The organism is Paenibacillus sp. FSL H8-0317 (assembly GCF_045040685.1).
In the GTDB taxonomy this organism is placed as follows: Bacteria; Bacillota; Bacilli; order Paenibacillales; family Paenibacillaceae; genus Paenibacillus.
Window position 1 is genome coordinate 3,941,633 of sequence record NZ_CP150294.1, and the last position, 13,305, is coordinate 3,954,937.

Consider the following 13,305-nt stretch of genomic DNA (forward strand, 5'->3'; position numbering starts at 1 on the left):
ATAAACAAAGTTCTTTTCCTAAATAAGGATTAGGACTTTTTACTGCAACCAATCTAGGACCCTTCTTATGAAGAATGATGTTGCCAGCATCACTGTTTGTCGGTCAAGATTTAATTTTTTCTTCTATTATACTTGTTGTTCACTAGAAGGGAATCAAACAGTTCATCTTCGTTACTAGTGCAACTCGCGCAAATTCCACACAGCGTGTGAATGCTTCAAGTCTTGTTCTGAATCATTATTTCATCAATTCCTTGAGTTTTGGATTTTGATATATGTGTAACGATAGCAGCACTTAAAACTTTCTTCTTCATACATCGCTGAGTCTAAAGAGATGTATATTCCTTCATTGAAGATTGTGTTCTTGAACCTTTTTGTCTTATGCTGCTAAATCCGATACCGCATAAAATAATGATAACTCCAACCCATTGAGACCAACCTACAAATTCCCCCAGTACAAGAGAAGACATAATAACGGCCATGGGTAGTTCAGATGCGGTCATAATTGTACCCATTCCTGAACCGATATGTGGCATACCTATAGAGTACAAAAGTGGAGGTAATACTACACCAAAAACTCCGAGAACTAATCCATACGGGCTCAATCCTGCCAGCACATCCAGGTTAAATAAGAAGGTTGGAGGGAAGACCACAAAGACAGTAATAACAGCTCCAGTTGAAAGAAGTGCGCTTTTCATTAAGGGCGATGTATCTTTCGCAACAGAACCACTGAGGAAAACAAATAAAGCAAAGGTTGAAGCAGCCAGTAGTCCCCAAATGGTTCCTTGCCATGATAACGAGAGATCTCCTTGAGAAAAAACATTTGCAGCCAGTACGGAACCAAAGAGCAGGACTCCAATCGAGATTAGTTTACCTCGGGTTGGTTTTTTCTTTTGAAGAACCCATTCGTATAATGTCCCAATCCAAACAAACTGAAATAGTAAGACAATAGCTAGAGAAGCATTTAGGGTCTGTAATGATTGGTAATAAAACATACCTGTCAGTCCAAAGGGAATTCCGGATAATAGAAGTTTTGTAATTTGCCTTAGAGTGAGGCTTTTCTTCTTGACAAAAATTACAAAAAACCAACTTAAAACCGTACCAAAGAAATATTGCGCACCAGTGACTTCTGGCGTAGAAAAACCTGCACTATATGCCAGCTTAACAAATGTGGAAAGTATACCGTAACAACAGCCTCCCAAGAAAACAATAAGTGCGTAATGCCATAATTTCATAAATAATCCTCCTTTTTTGCATACAAAAAAGCCACACAAATGCGCAAAGGCATTCGTGTGGCGAAAATAGAGATCACTCTCTAGAAAAATCCACATCCATCGGGTTTTAGTATTTCGTTCATTTCGGTATCAGTATAAAAGCAAAGGTTTGCTCTTGTCAATAACTTGTGACAGAGAGTATGAGGATAAAAGTTTAAAGTAAGTGAGATTCACAGAAACAGTTGAGTAAGAAGCAATGTACTTATATAGCAATCATGCTCAAAATGCTATGGAATATTTGGACTAAATTTTCTTTCATATATGAAATGTAAGGATGCTCAGTTGAATACCTCTTTATAAGTCAAGTTCTAGTAAAAAAAACTTGCATTTTTTTAAAAAAGTGTTTTATTATTGTCCGCAAAGAGAGCTTGTACATTAACTGGGTTGTGACTGTTCAATCAGGCAATACCACTTCTGGCCAGAAAAGACGTACTATTTGCTAACTTTTCACAAAATTCGAAGCCTGACCAATTTAAAATTACTAAAATAGCCTTGCAGAATTGAGCATCCTTGTGTAAGTAAACAGAACGCTGAACTTCAGCATGGAAATGATGTTTAGAGTCTATCCACTGGGCAGCCATGTTGACAGTGTTGAAAACGTTAACAGCATGGTTCATTGTATAACACGATTGCGCTTTCAATTTAAAGAAGGAGATAATTGGATATGTTTAATAAAATCACTACATTTCCGGAGGGTTTTCTGTGGGGTGGTGCTACGGCTGCCAATCAAATTGAAGGGGCTTACTTGGCCGATGGTAAGGGACTAACGACCATCGATCTGATGCCGAAGGGACCTAAGCGTAATGAGGTCTCCATGGGTAATTTAAATTCATTTTTACCAGAGGAAGGCGAAATGTATCCTTCACACGAAGCTATCGATTTTTATCATCGTTATAAAGAGGATATCGCTCTTTTTGCAGAAATGGGCTTCAAATCATATCGGATGTCGATTTCCTGGGCTCGCATCTTTCCAAACGGTGACGATGTAACTCCTAATGAAGCTGGATTGCAATTCTATGATGACGTATTTGATGAACTTCTGAAGTATAATATTGAGCCTGTCGTAACCATTTGTCATTTTGATTTACCTGTAAACTTGGTGAAAACGTATGGAGGCTGGAAAAATCGAATCGTAATTGATCTATTTGAAAAATACTCCAGAACATTGTTTGGACGCTATAAGACTAAAGTGAAATACTGGATGACATTTAACGAGATTAATATGTTGTTGCATCTGCCTTATACAGGAGCTGGTATTATTTTTGAAGAAGGAGAGAACAAACAACAAGTTATGTATCAAGCAGTGCATCATGAACTGGTTGCAAGTGCTCTGGCAGTTAAGGCTTGTCATGAAATTATGCCTAACGCCATGATCGGTTGTATGTTGGCAGCTGGAAATGTGTATCCGTACAGTAGTAATCCAGAAGATTACTGGGAAGTGATGGAAATGGAACGAGAGTCCTACCTCTTGATTGATGTACAATCTAAAGGGGATTATCCCGGATATGCAAAACGATTTTTCATCGAGAATGGAATTCAACTTCAGTTTGAGCCTGGAGATTTGGAAATTTTGAAGAAATATACAGTGGATTACATTGGTTTTAGTTATTATTCGAGCCGTTGTACCAGTGCTGATCCTGAAATATTAAAGAATTACACAGATGGGAATGTATTTGGTTCTGTAATCAATCCTTATTTAGAAACCTCAGAATGGGGGTGGACAATCGATCCGAAGGGTATGCGGATTACTTGTAACCAGTTGCATGAAAGATACAATAAACCATTATTTATCGTAGAGAACGGACTTGGTGCGCAAGATACTCTTTTGGATAATGATACCGTTGATGATGATTACCGTATTAAATATCTAGATCTTCACTTTGCAGAGATTGCTGAAGCAATAAAAGACGGGGTTAATATTATAGGATATACAAGTTGGGGACCGATCGATCTTGTCAGTAACGGTACCGGCGAGATGAAAAAACGCTATGGATTCATTTATGTCGACAAAAACAATGATGGCTCTGGCACGCTCCGAAGAATCAAAAAGAAAAGTTTTCATTGGTACAAAGAGATTATCGATACTAATGGAGCAAAGTATTTTCATGAATAATTGATGGATCGATATTGGCATTTGCTTTCTATAACCATTAAAACCAATTAATCATTTCCCTCTAACTTTGAAATGTATAATCAAATTGTATAAGAAAATCACCAATATACTCCGCTTCAAAAGCTGGGGTTTATTGGTGATGTCATGAGTTTAAGTGTTTCGCAACTCATCCATGGCTACGGAACCTTTTAAAAAGCGTACGAGTCTCCCTCTTCGGGTACAAACACGTTATCTGATATACCTCTTTCATCCACAAACTTTTTCAATTCTTCTCTGGATAGTCCCCAGTGGTTTACAGCTTCCATGTGCACAGAAATAATCTTAGCGTTAGGGGCGGCTTTGCAGACCTCATAAATATCATCTTTCCCCATAACAAGTGAGCCCATTTCAATGAATTGATTGTCTCCGCCATTAACAACAATGACATCCGGTTTGTACGTAGTTAGTACTCTATGAATAGCTTCATACCATACTGTATCGCCAGCTACGTACAAAGTTTTCTCACTGGAATGCTTAAAAACAACTCCGCAAACTAATCCAGCCATTTTCAAGATTTCTCCTCTTCCGTGTTCGCCTGGAGTCTTTATCATCCGGATCCCATTGAATTCAGTGTCTTCTTGAAGTACCTCAACATTAGTGAAACCATCTTTTTGCACAAGATCAGCATCTTCTTGATTTTGAACGAACATTTTAATGTCTTTAGGTATGACTTTCTTGGCTACATCATCATAGTGGTCCAAATGAAGGTGAGTAAGAATAACAGCGTCTAGATTATTTAACAGGCTTTCTGTAGGTACCGGAAGATCGACCAATGGATTGCGGTCTTCTCTTATAGAATTAGGAAATGGAGGATATGCTCCTTTTTCAGCTAAAAATGGATCAACTAAAAATTTGTATCCTGCATATTCAATCACAATTGTTGCATTTCGAATTTGTTGTATCTTCATTGTTTTGTAGCTCCCTTTTCTAGATATTTCTTTTATAGTCTACACACTTAATTCAGACGAATACATAAATTAATTCAAGTGTTTTTGATGTTTTAGTTTATTTATGAAAGCATGTTTGACCGTTAGGTATTCTTCTACGGTGACTATGCAAAATCTATTTTTATATAAAACTTTCATCTTTAAAGCAAAAGCGCGAAATTACTTTATTTTCTCTATGTAACAATGGATGAAGAAAGTATACATTTATTTGGTATGCAATCGAGAGGTCTACATTCAACATAAAAGATTATTATTCCTCACAATTATGCATAAATAGTACTTTGAGGTGAAATCATGAAAAAATTTGATATATCTGTCTTGTCCGTTGCTCCATTAAGACAAGGCGAAACAATGAAAGAAGGAATAGAATCCGCAGTATCTTTAGCTAAGGCTGCAGATCGAATGGGTTATAAACGTATTTGGTTTGCAGAACACCATAATCACGATGCATATGCAAGTGCAGCTGTCGTCTCAATTGTACAGCACATATTATCAAACACAGAGGAAATTCGTGTGGGTTCAGGTGGGATTATGTTACCTAATCACTCACCTCTAGTTGTAGCTGAGCAGTTCGGAACACTTGAAACGTTGTATCCGGGTCGAGTAGATTTAGCATTAGGACGTGCACCTGGTACGGATCAAAAAACTGCTGAAGTGATTCGACGGTCCAACCACAATGGTGTATTTTTCTTCGAACGAGAAGTAAAAGAAGTCTTGCAATATGTAGGAAACGAGAGCGTTCAAGGGGAGATACGTGCTTATCCAGGTATTGGAACCAATGTGCCAATTTTTGTATTAGGTTCATCCATAGGTTCAGCTAAAATCGCGGCAAATCTTGGTTTACCTTATGTATTTGGGGCACAGTTTTCACCTCACGATATGAGGGAAGCACTGGATATTTATCGTGAGAACTTCAAACCATCTGCCGATCTGCAGGAACCATATGTGATGGCTTGTATCTGTGTGATCGCAGCGGATTCGGTGGAGGAGGCTACACTAATTTCAGCGAGCCATCTGCAAGTATATATTGATATCTATACAAATAATTTAAGTCAGCTTGTTCCGCCAACTGAAAAATTCCTTCAATCTTTATCCCAAGCTGAATTGGACATTATATATCATCGACTAGGGTATACCATTCTGGGCGATGCGGACACTCTTCGGCGAGATTTAATTAAATTTCAGCAGACATATCAAGTTGATGAACTCTTTGTGATATCAAATATATACGAATCTGAGAAGGAAATTCATTCTTATGAGATTTTAAAAAGCGTTGTTGATGAATTATCCGATCAGAAGTGACTTAAAGAAAGTTAGTTCCTTCTTCTTTGAAATGAAAATAATTCCAGGAAAGAAGCGGGTCTTAATGAGTCTCGCTTTTTTCTGGAATTATGACACAAACTTAATATTTAATCATCAAAGCTTCAAATATCCATTTTATTAATAACAGTGGAGAGTTTGTAATTGGCATGTTTATTTAAATCAACTAGAAAATCATTTAAGTATTCATTGGACGGAAACCTGCACTCCAACATATAACATCCCTCTCCACTAATCCTATAGTTATTTATTATATAGTTCATTTGTGTCTTTATAAAAGAGAGATAAAATTGATGGTTTGTTTCTTTTGTGAATATTGTAATAAATGCATGTATATAGCAGTTCAATTTAGCTTGATTAACTTTAATGGTATATCCCTCAATGACTCCATTGTCTTCTAATTTTGCTACCCTGGACGCAGTAGCTTGTCCAGTCATATGAATTTTAGTGCCAAGTTCTTTCATCGTAACTCGACTGTTATTGGATAATTCATCTAATATTCGACGATCAGTATTATCTAACATTTGAATTCCTTCCTTTAATGAATTGAGGATCAGATATCTTTAATTTCATTCTATCCCCTATGCAACAACTATAGTCTGATTCATTACAATACACCACGCACAAATATGTAAGATACTTATAAATAATCAAGGAGAATCATCATGAGCCAGTTAAATACAAGACTGTGGACAAGAGAGTTCATTTCTCTTTCAGCTATAAATTTCTTTATAACTTTAATTTTCTTTTTATTAAATTCGACAATTACGTTGTATGCGATTAATGAGTTTAATGCAACATCCAGCCAAGCAGGGATTATTGCAGGTGTTTTCATTATCGGATCATTAATAGGTCGGTTATTAACAGGGCGACTGGTAAAATCAAAAAAAATATTGATAACTGGACTGCTTATGTTTATTTTAACAACATTACTTTACCTCATTCATTACAATATTTCTTTTCTCATTTTAAGTCGATTGATAAATGGATTCACGGTAGGGATGGCACAGACTGTTGTAGGCACAGTTGTCGTTATGACTCTTCCAGCATCTCGAAAGGGTGAAGGGATTAGTTATTTTGCAATTAGTACGGCATTAGCGACTGGTTTAGGTCCATTTATCGGTATGTATATGAGTCAGAATGTAAGCTTCAATATGATTTATTATTTATGTTTCTTGTTGGGACTTATTAATTTTGTGATTGCAATTTTCATAAAAATCCCTTTGCCTAATAACACTGAAGCGAAAAAAGAAAAGGGTATAAAACTTTCTGACTTTATAGAACTGAAAGTGTTACCCATAGCAATCATTGCATTTCTGATGAGTTTTTGTTTTTCTGGTATAATCTCGTATTTAAATGTCTATGCTTTGGAATTGAACTTAGTAGATTCGGCAAGTTTTTTCTTTATGGTGTATACCGTTTTTGTCCTGATATCGAGACCATTTACTGGACGGGTCGTGGACAAAAAAGGAGCAAACGTAATCATGTATCCCGCTTTTGTCCTTTTCGGGGCAGGTTTACTCCTCTTAGGATCGGTTACCAGTGGCGTTACTTTGTTGGTGGCAGCAGGACTGGTCGCTCTAGGTTTTGGTAACATTTCTTCTATATCTCAAGCGGTATCTATTAGTTTAGCCGAACCCCACCGAGTTGGTTTAGCAACTGCCACTTTCTTTATATTCATAGATTTAGGGAACGGATTTGGACCATCTGTTATCGGTATGATCATTCCATATACAGGATATGATGGTTTGTACGTATTTCTTGGCCTTCTTGTTTTGACAACTCTTGTTTTTTATTATTTCTTATATGGTAGAAGAGAAAGTGCACATCGAAAACAACTTTCTACAACAGAACGATAACAGGTAGATATGCAATAAGAGGATTTAATTTGGCCGTTTCCCATGCTGTATTAGGGGACGGTCGTTTAGTCTCTTTGGAAACGCTTCTGACAATTGAGAATATACCGAGCGCAGAACATCATTCCCAAAATATCCAATATTTGATACCCTTGTCGACCAGAGTCGACCTAGTGCTGATAGCTCTTTCTTGAAATCACCTACGTTGTATGTCTTTCAATTAAAGTATATTCCAGAGGAATCAAGGTTTTGTCAGCTGAATGAAGCATGTTCTGTAGAATTAAAAATGCATTCTCTGCCTGCTGATCCACAGGATAGTGAATCGTTGTCAGATCCATTAATTTTGCCAGCTCGGTGTTATCAAATCCGATGATCCCAACGTCCCCTGGAACCGAAAATTTAGACCTCCTTAGTTCAGTAATAAATCCGGCTGCAACCTCATCATTAGCACAAAAAACAGCATCGGGTCTGTTTGTTTGTGCAATCCACCATCTTGCAAGTTCTTCTCCGTCTCGCACATAAATCTTATCCTGAAAATTCGGGAAGTCCACCGTCAATTTATATTTGGCAATAAAGTCAGCGTGTGCTCTCATACGCTCTTTTGTGTTAAGTCCGTTAGATATGGGATATACACTAAGGATCTTTCTGTATCCTTTGAGGTATAAGTGTTCGAGTCCAATCCCATATGCTTCGTATTGATCCATAAACACAGAGGGGATATTACTGTTTTCAAGCCGCTGCCATGTGACGATCGGGCCATATTTGGTATAGGATTCGATAACCTTCCACTCATTGCTTCGGAGCACGCATACTATAGCGTCCAGTTGTTTCCGTTTCAGCATTTCGAGTGCTACCAGTTCTTTCTCTACCTGACCATTCGTAATGAATAGAGTAATGTTGAATCCGTGTTTCTCGGCAGACTGGGTAAAGGCCTGTATGAATCTGATAAGTAGCGGATTGAAAGCGACTGCAACAATTCCAATCAAACAGGTAGCGCCCTTTTTTAGAGATATTGCATTACCGTTAGGTACATAATCCAGTTGTTCCATGATTTCAATTACTTTCTTTCTGGTAGATTCGCTTACGTACGGATGCCTATTAATAACACGTGAAATGGTTGCAGTGGATACACCCGCCAAACGGGCAATCTCGCTGATATTTGCCATGTAGTCCACCTCTTTGTTGTAATCTCGCCATCTCAATGAGCTTATAAAATAAATCGTGGTATTGATGCTTGACATGTAATGCATTACACAATTTACAGTACAACTATGATTCAAAACCCTTACATCAGGAGGTAAAGATATGAAAAAAGGATTAAAGATTGTAACCATCGGCGGTGGCTCTAGCTATACACCGGAACTTATGGAAGGATTTATCAAACGTCATCATGAACTTCCTGTCAAAGAATTATGGCTTGTGGACATCGAGGCGGGGAAGGAAAAACTCGAGGTCGTTGGTGCCATGGCTAAACGCATGGTAAAAGCCGCAGGAATCGACTGTGAAGTTCATTTATCGCTAGATCGCCGGGAAGCATTAACGGATGCAGACTTTGTAACTACACAACTTAGAGTTGGGTTGATGGATGCCCGTATCAAGGACGAAACTATTCCCAATAAATATGGAATGATTGGACAAGAGACAAATGGGGCAGGAGGCATGCTTAAAGCGTTTCGAACCATTCCGGTAATTTTAGACATTGTTAATGATATGAAAGAACTCTGTCCGGATGCATGGCTCATTAACTTCACCAACCCTGCAGGCATGGTGACGGAAGCGGTTCTCCGTTATGGAAAGTGGGACAAAGTGATCGGACTATGCAATGTTCCTATTATGTCCACCAAAATTGAATCAACTGTATTGGAAATAAAGGAGGAGGAACTATTCTTCAAATTTGCGGGCATTAACCATCTGCACTGGCACAAGATTTATGATAAGTCCGGACAAGATCTTACCCTTGAAGCAATCGAAAAAATGTACGGACCGGAAGCCAAAGTGGATAAAATGGTTGAGAATATCCCCAATATGAGATTTTTGCACGAACAGGTTCTCCAATTGAAAATGCTTCCTTGTCCATACCACCGTTATTACTACATGACCGATGCCATGATCCATGAAGAGCTGGAAGAAGTAAACACAGTAGGTAGCCGTGGCCAAGTCGTCAAAGAGTTGGAAGAAAACCTTTTTGAACTGTACAGAAATCCGGAGCTGGATTACAAACCGAAAGAGTTGGAAAAAAGAGGTGGTGCGCATTATAGTGATGCTGCATGCGAAATCATTAATTCCATTTATAACGATAAAGGAACTCGAATGGTTGTAAGCACTCGGAACAACGGGGCAATCAGTGATCTGCCAAGTGAGAGTGCCATTGAAATTACAAGCATGATTACTTCTCACGGTGCAGAACCAGTCCATTTCGGCTCATTCCCACCCGCACAACGAGGATTGTTGCAAGTTATGAAAGCTATGGAAGAACTCACTATAGAAGCCGCTGTGACAGGCGATTATGCTACGGCATTACAAGCATTTATCATAAATCCGCTTGTTCAAAGTGGCGACACAGCAAAGGCCTTGCTGGATGAGTTGCTTGAAGCTCACCGAGCTTATTTACCACAGTTTCATCAATAAAGTAAAAATGGTTAACAAGATCACGAATATTCATCAGCATTAGTCACTTGATAATACAGAATATCCCTGAATTCAACGGGGTGGATTAATTCGTACCGAGTTCAGGGATATTCTGAGTAATTACTTACATAAAAAAGTGAATCTAATCGTATACGTTTGCTCTTATTGTAAAAGCATGTCGAATAAAAGAGTCACATCTTGGGACGAGCTTACAGATATTATTTTTGTTTCTGAAGATCCAGCTTTCTTTTTTACAACTTCCGTCATTTCGTTCACGGTCACTACCACATCCGCTCTTTGTATAGCCTGAAAAAGCTCCTCGTCTGGTGATGAGATATCAATCGTTTGAATGTCTGCGGAAGAACGACGCTGGATTTCGTCCAGATAAAACAGGCAGGCCATAGTTTTGCATTCAATGAAAAGGTAACGCTTCTTCTTCTCGTGTTTGGCTCCAAATAATTGTGTATATGCAAATCCTGACAACATGACATTTTCTATATTGAAACCTTGTTCAAATGCGTCTTTTACGGTCTTCTCCACGAATGAAAAATAAGAATTTTGCTGCTTGAATTCCTTTATCCGGTCTTCATTAGCTATTTGAGTTCCTCGTCCTTTTTGCATGATCAGCAGTCCTTCTTCTTTGAGCTGTGAATATATCCACTGTATCGTGTTTCTATTAACAGAGAGCTGCTCCGCTAATTCATTCGTTGAAGGCAAAGCATCATCCGCTTTCAGAAAGTCTTTACTGATCAGCCATTTAATTTGTTCTTTAATTTGCACATTAATAGGCAGTGGAGATTGGGGATCTGTTTTGAAGGGCAAACGAGAATGTTCCATAATAACCATCCAACTTTCTGGGTTAACTAGTGTTCTAGATAAGCTCAATATTAAAACAATCGTTCACAAAAATCAATAAAGGTAATAAACAATAGGAATAATGGTTTTATATGAGAACAGATCATCTTGACAAATATAAATCATTCGAATAACATTATCCTAGTTAACCAATTAACTATGTAACTAGGCATCAAAAAATGATTATTCTACTAAGGAGTGATTTTGTTGAACTGGAAAGAGATATCGACACTGGACCAATGGAAAGAAGTATTGGAACAGTCGGATCAACGCGGAAAGATAATACTTAAGCATAGCACTACATGCCCAGTGAGTGCGAATGCACTAGGGGAATACGAACAGTACATCAAAGAGAGCCACACTGAAGACATTGATTTTTATCTTGTTAAGGTCTTTGAATCGCGTCATGTGTCTAATCAAATTACTCACGATCTTGATGTTAAACATGAATCTCCTCAAATTATCTATGTTAATAACAAAGAGAAATTTTGGACTACCTCTCATTGGTCGATTACAAAAGAACACATAGCCGCTGTTTTGAACTAATAACTACTACTTTATAAACCTAAAATGAAGGATGGTATACAATGAATTATTCACACTTTGCCAAACAATTAGATATCACTCGCGGAAATTTATACAAAGTATTGGAATCGGTATCCGAAACTAGCGCCGACAAACAACCCGTCGGATTCAGTAACACGATACGTTGGAATGTTGGGCACATTCTTACAGTAGCTGAAATGTTTATTTTCAACAATCTCCAAACTTCTGGCCTACCTAAGGAATATACCAGCTTGTTCGCTCCCGGTACCAAACCCTCTGACTGGAAAGGTGAGCCCATTCCGTTGTCAACATTACTTGCGCAGTTGCAGGATCAGGTTGTACGTATCAAACAACACGTAGAGATTTATTCTGATGAAACCCTGCCAGAACCATTGAAATTGGGACCTGTTCTCCAATTGAATTGCATGGGGGAAGTGTGTAACTTAGCCCTGTATCACGAAGCGATGCATACGGGATTCATCCATGCCTTAAAGCGCATCGTCTAAGGGAAACTGACTGGACAATAAAAGGAGCGGATCGACATGGCCGATATGAAATCTAATTTGAATACTGCATGGTATAAAGACACTAAAGGTAGCGGTAGACTGAAGGCAGATTATCTTAAAACGAATATCGCGATTCCCGAGTCTTCGGGAGGGAGTGGGGAAGGAGCCAATCCTAAAGAATTGTTGGTTTCCTCTGCCACTACTTGTTACATCATGACACTCGTGTATATGTTGGAACAGAAGCAACTGTCAGTTACTGGAATAGTGATGAATACAGAGGCTGTAAATTCCAAAGAAGAAGGATTTCGAATTGTCCATCTTCCTCAAGTTATTTTGTCCGCGAATTCCACTGAAGAGCAGATTCAGTCTGTGCGCAAAATCATGATTAGCGCAGAGCAAGTGTGTGAAGTAGGAAATTTGCTCAAAAAAGCAGGTGTTCAGATTGAAGTAGAAGGCAAAGTAGAGATTGAATCTGGTACAGATGTAGTAAGTCAATACATTGAGGAAAATCAACTAAACTGGGATTGACGTTCAATCATAATGCAGGTTCGTCAGTGAGGATACAGATATGAAAGAAATGATGGAATTAGCTTCGCTAGATATGGTGGAACGGTTTGTTAGTGAACATGAATTAAGTTTTTTATATGTATCTCAAACGAATTGCAGTGTTTGTCATGCATTGCTCCCTAAGATCAGAATGCTATTAGAAGAATATCCTAAGATTCAATTGGGGCATATCGACATTCACAATGTAGAGAGCATAGCAGAGAAATATATGATTTTCACAGCTCCGATCATGTTGCTGATCATAGAACAGAAGGAATATGTCAGAGCAGATCGATTTGTTCGCTTTAACGAGCTTAAGCATAAACTGGATCAGATATACCAATTGTACACCCAGTCCATGTAAACCCAATGAATCGGAACTCTTGGGAACAACACCGGGCAAAAGTCACACTTACTTGAGCTGGCGCCAATCAAATTTGGAGCCAGCTTGATTCATTTCCCGTTGATTACTTGTGCCGACTGTGCACTCGAATAGGAGATATGCCTTGCAGTTTATTACAATTGGTCCTTTCAATATTAGCCTGGAAATGTTGATCGTTAGTGCTTCCGTAATTGCAGGTTATTTTGTCTTAAAAGGGCGTTTGCGTGTAATGCGAAATGAAAACAGCAGTGAAATCCATGAATTAAAACGCTTTTGGTAAGAAGGATGTCCAGCTT

The 13,305-nt window shown here is 38.3% G+C and carries 15 protein-coding genes; 10 read left to right on the forward strand and 5 right to left on the reverse strand.

Annotation, left to right across the window (positions count from 1 at the left end; translation table 11 throughout):
• Positions 1-323: 323 nt before the first annotated feature.
• On the reverse strand, positions 324-1,232 hold the full coding sequence (locus tag MHB43_RS17550; RefSeq protein WP_339176834.1) for a DMT family transporter: 909 nt from the start codon (positions 1,230-1,232) through the stop codon (positions 324-326).
• Positions 1,233-1,822: 590 nt separating this feature from the next.
• Here MHB43_RS17550 and MHB43_RS17555 point away from each other — a divergent pair.
• Together MHB43_RS17555 and MHB43_RS17560 are read left to right on the forward strand one after the other, a co-directional pair.
• A complete protein-coding gene (locus tag MHB43_RS17555) occupies positions 1,823-2,038 on the forward strand; it encodes a PTS transporter subunit EIIB (protein ID WP_405132444.1) in 216 nt (71 codons plus the stop codon).
• On the forward strand, positions 1,936-3,384 hold the full coding sequence (locus MHB43_RS17560) for a 6-phospho-beta-glucosidase (protein ID WP_339176835.1): 1,449 nt from the start codon (positions 1,936-1,938) through the stop codon (positions 3,382-3,384). Before MHB43_RS17555 ends, MHB43_RS17560 begins: the two co-directional genes overlap by 103 nt.
• A 188-nt stretch (positions 3,385-3,572) precedes the next feature.
• On the opposite strand, the gene MHB43_RS17565 is transcribed toward MHB43_RS17560, so the two are convergent.
• On the reverse strand, positions 3,573-4,331 hold the full coding sequence (locus MHB43_RS17565) for an MBL fold metallo-hydrolase (protein ID WP_339176836.1): 759 nt from the start codon (positions 4,329-4,331) through the stop codon (positions 3,573-3,575).
• Between the two features lie 333 nt (positions 4,332-4,664).
• Here MHB43_RS17565 and MHB43_RS17570 point away from each other — a divergent pair, with 333 nt between their 5' ends.
• Positions 4,665-5,672: an LLM class flavin-dependent oxidoreductase gene (locus MHB43_RS17570; protein WP_339176837.1), complete on the forward strand. Its 1,008-nt coding sequence runs from the start codon at positions 4,665-4,667 to the stop codon at positions 5,670-5,672.
• A 122-nt stretch (positions 5,673-5,794) separates the two neighbouring features.
• Here MHB43_RS17570 and MHB43_RS17575 read toward each other — a convergent pair whose 3' ends face one another.
• Positions 5,795-6,214, reverse strand: a complete 420-nt coding sequence (locus MHB43_RS17575) for an Lrp/AsnC family transcriptional regulator (RefSeq protein ID WP_339176838.1) — start codon at positions 6,212-6,214, stop codon at positions 5,795-5,797.
• Between the two features lie 141 nt (positions 6,215-6,355).
• Between MHB43_RS17575 and MHB43_RS17580 the strand changes: the two genes are divergently transcribed.
• A complete protein-coding gene (locus tag MHB43_RS17580) occupies positions 6,356-7,549 on the forward strand; it encodes an MFS transporter (RefSeq protein ID WP_339176840.1) in 1,194 nt (397 codons plus the stop codon).
• 197 nt (positions 7,550-7,746) lie between these two features.
• Here the strand turns inward: MHB43_RS17580 and MHB43_RS17585 are convergent, their stop codons facing one another.
• Complete coding sequence (locus tag MHB43_RS17585; protein WP_339176841.1) at positions 7,747-8,712, reverse strand: LacI family DNA-binding transcriptional regulator; 966 nt, start codon at positions 8,710-8,712, stop codon at positions 7,747-7,749.
• A gap of 139 nt (positions 8,713-8,851) precedes the next feature.
• Between MHB43_RS17585 and MHB43_RS17590 the strand changes: the two genes are divergently transcribed.
• Positions 8,852-10,174, forward strand: a complete 1,323-nt coding sequence (locus tag MHB43_RS17590) for a 6-phospho-beta-glucosidase (protein ID WP_339176843.1) — start codon at positions 8,852-8,854, stop codon at positions 10,172-10,174.
• Between the two features lie 162 nt (positions 10,175-10,336).
• On the opposite strand, the gene MHB43_RS17595 is transcribed toward MHB43_RS17590, so the two are convergent.
• The gene (locus MHB43_RS17595; RefSeq protein WP_181155444.1) at positions 10,337-11,011 is read right to left on the reverse strand and encodes a GntR family transcriptional regulator; all 675 of its coding nucleotides are present in this window, start codon (positions 11,009-11,011) and stop codon (positions 10,337-10,339) included.
• A 225-nt stretch (positions 11,012-11,236) separates the two neighbouring features.
• Between MHB43_RS17595 and ytxJ the strand changes: the two genes are divergently transcribed.
• The 5 genes from ytxJ to MHB43_RS17620 all read left to right on the forward strand — a co-directional run bounded on the left by ytxJ (position 11,237) and on the right by MHB43_RS17620 (position 13,289).
• The gene (gene ytxJ / locus MHB43_RS17600; RefSeq protein ID WP_076331732.1) at positions 11,237-11,575 is read left to right on the forward strand and encodes a bacillithiol system redox-active protein YtxJ; all 339 of its coding nucleotides are present in this window, start codon (positions 11,237-11,239) and stop codon (positions 11,573-11,575) included.
• A 41-nt stretch (positions 11,576-11,616) separates the two neighbouring features.
• Positions 11,617-12,081: a DinB family protein gene (locus MHB43_RS17605; RefSeq protein ID WP_339176845.1), complete on the forward strand. Its 465-nt coding sequence runs from the start codon at positions 11,617-11,619 to the stop codon at positions 12,079-12,081.
• Positions 12,082-12,117: 36 nt separating this feature from the next.
• On the forward strand, positions 12,118-12,609 hold the full coding sequence (locus MHB43_RS17610) for an OsmC family protein (protein ID WP_105598995.1): 492 nt from the start codon (positions 12,118-12,120) through the stop codon (positions 12,607-12,609).
• A gap of 40 nt (positions 12,610-12,649) precedes the next feature.
• Positions 12,650-12,991 (forward strand): thioredoxin family protein, encoded by a 342-nt coding sequence (locus MHB43_RS17615; RefSeq protein WP_339176846.1) that lies wholly within the window; start codon positions 12,650-12,652, stop codon positions 12,989-12,991.
• 142 nt (positions 12,992-13,133) lie between these two features.
• The gene (locus MHB43_RS17620; RefSeq protein WP_339176848.1) at positions 13,134-13,289 is read left to right on the forward strand and encodes a hypothetical protein; all 156 of its coding nucleotides are present in this window, start codon (positions 13,134-13,136) and stop codon (positions 13,287-13,289) included.
• Positions 13,290-13,305 lie beyond the last annotated feature (16 nt).

Bases quoted from the DNA above. Each gene is read 5' to 3' on its own strand.
- MHB43_RS17550 (WP_339176834.1), bottom strand. From the start codon at position 1,232: ATGAAATTATGGCATTACGCACTTATTGTTTTCTTGGGAGGCTGTTGT.
- MHB43_RS17555 (WP_405132444.1), top strand. From the start codon at position 1,823: ATGTTTAGAGTCTATCCACTGGGCAGCCATGTTGACAGTGTTGAAAAC.
- MHB43_RS17560 (WP_339176835.1), top strand. From the start codon at position 1,936: ATGTTTAATAAAATCACTACATTTCCGGAGGGTTTTCTGTGGGGTGGT.
- MHB43_RS17565 (WP_339176836.1), bottom strand. From the start codon at position 4,331: ATGAAGATACAACAAATTCGAAATGCAACAATTGTGATTGAATATGCA.
- MHB43_RS17570 (WP_339176837.1), top strand. From the start codon at position 4,665: ATGAAAAAATTTGATATATCTGTCTTGTCCGTTGCTCCATTAAGACAA.
- MHB43_RS17575 (WP_339176838.1), bottom strand. From the start codon at position 6,214: ATGTTAGATAATACTGATCGTCGAATATTAGATGAATTATCCAATAAC.
- MHB43_RS17580 (WP_339176840.1), top strand. From the start codon at position 6,356: ATGAGCCAGTTAAATACAAGACTGTGGACAAGAGAGTTCATTTCTCTT.
- MHB43_RS17585 (WP_339176841.1), bottom strand. From the start codon at position 8,712: ATGGCAAATATCAGCGAGATTGCCCGTTTGGCGGGTGTATCCACTGCA.
- MHB43_RS17590 (WP_339176843.1), top strand. From the start codon at position 8,852: ATGAAAAAAGGATTAAAGATTGTAACCATCGGCGGTGGCTCTAGCTAT.
- MHB43_RS17595 (WP_181155444.1), bottom strand. From the start codon at position 11,011: ATGGAACATTCTCGTTTGCCCTTCAAAACAGATCCCCAATCTCCACTG.
- MHB43_RS17605 (WP_339176845.1), top strand. From the start codon at position 11,617: ATGAATTATTCACACTTTGCCAAACAATTAGATATCACTCGCGGAAAT.
- MHB43_RS17610 (WP_105598995.1), top strand. From the start codon at position 12,118: ATGGCCGATATGAAATCTAATTTGAATACTGCATGGTATAAAGACACT.
- MHB43_RS17615 (WP_339176846.1), top strand. From the start codon at position 12,650: ATGAAAGAAATGATGGAATTAGCTTCGCTAGATATGGTGGAACGGTTT.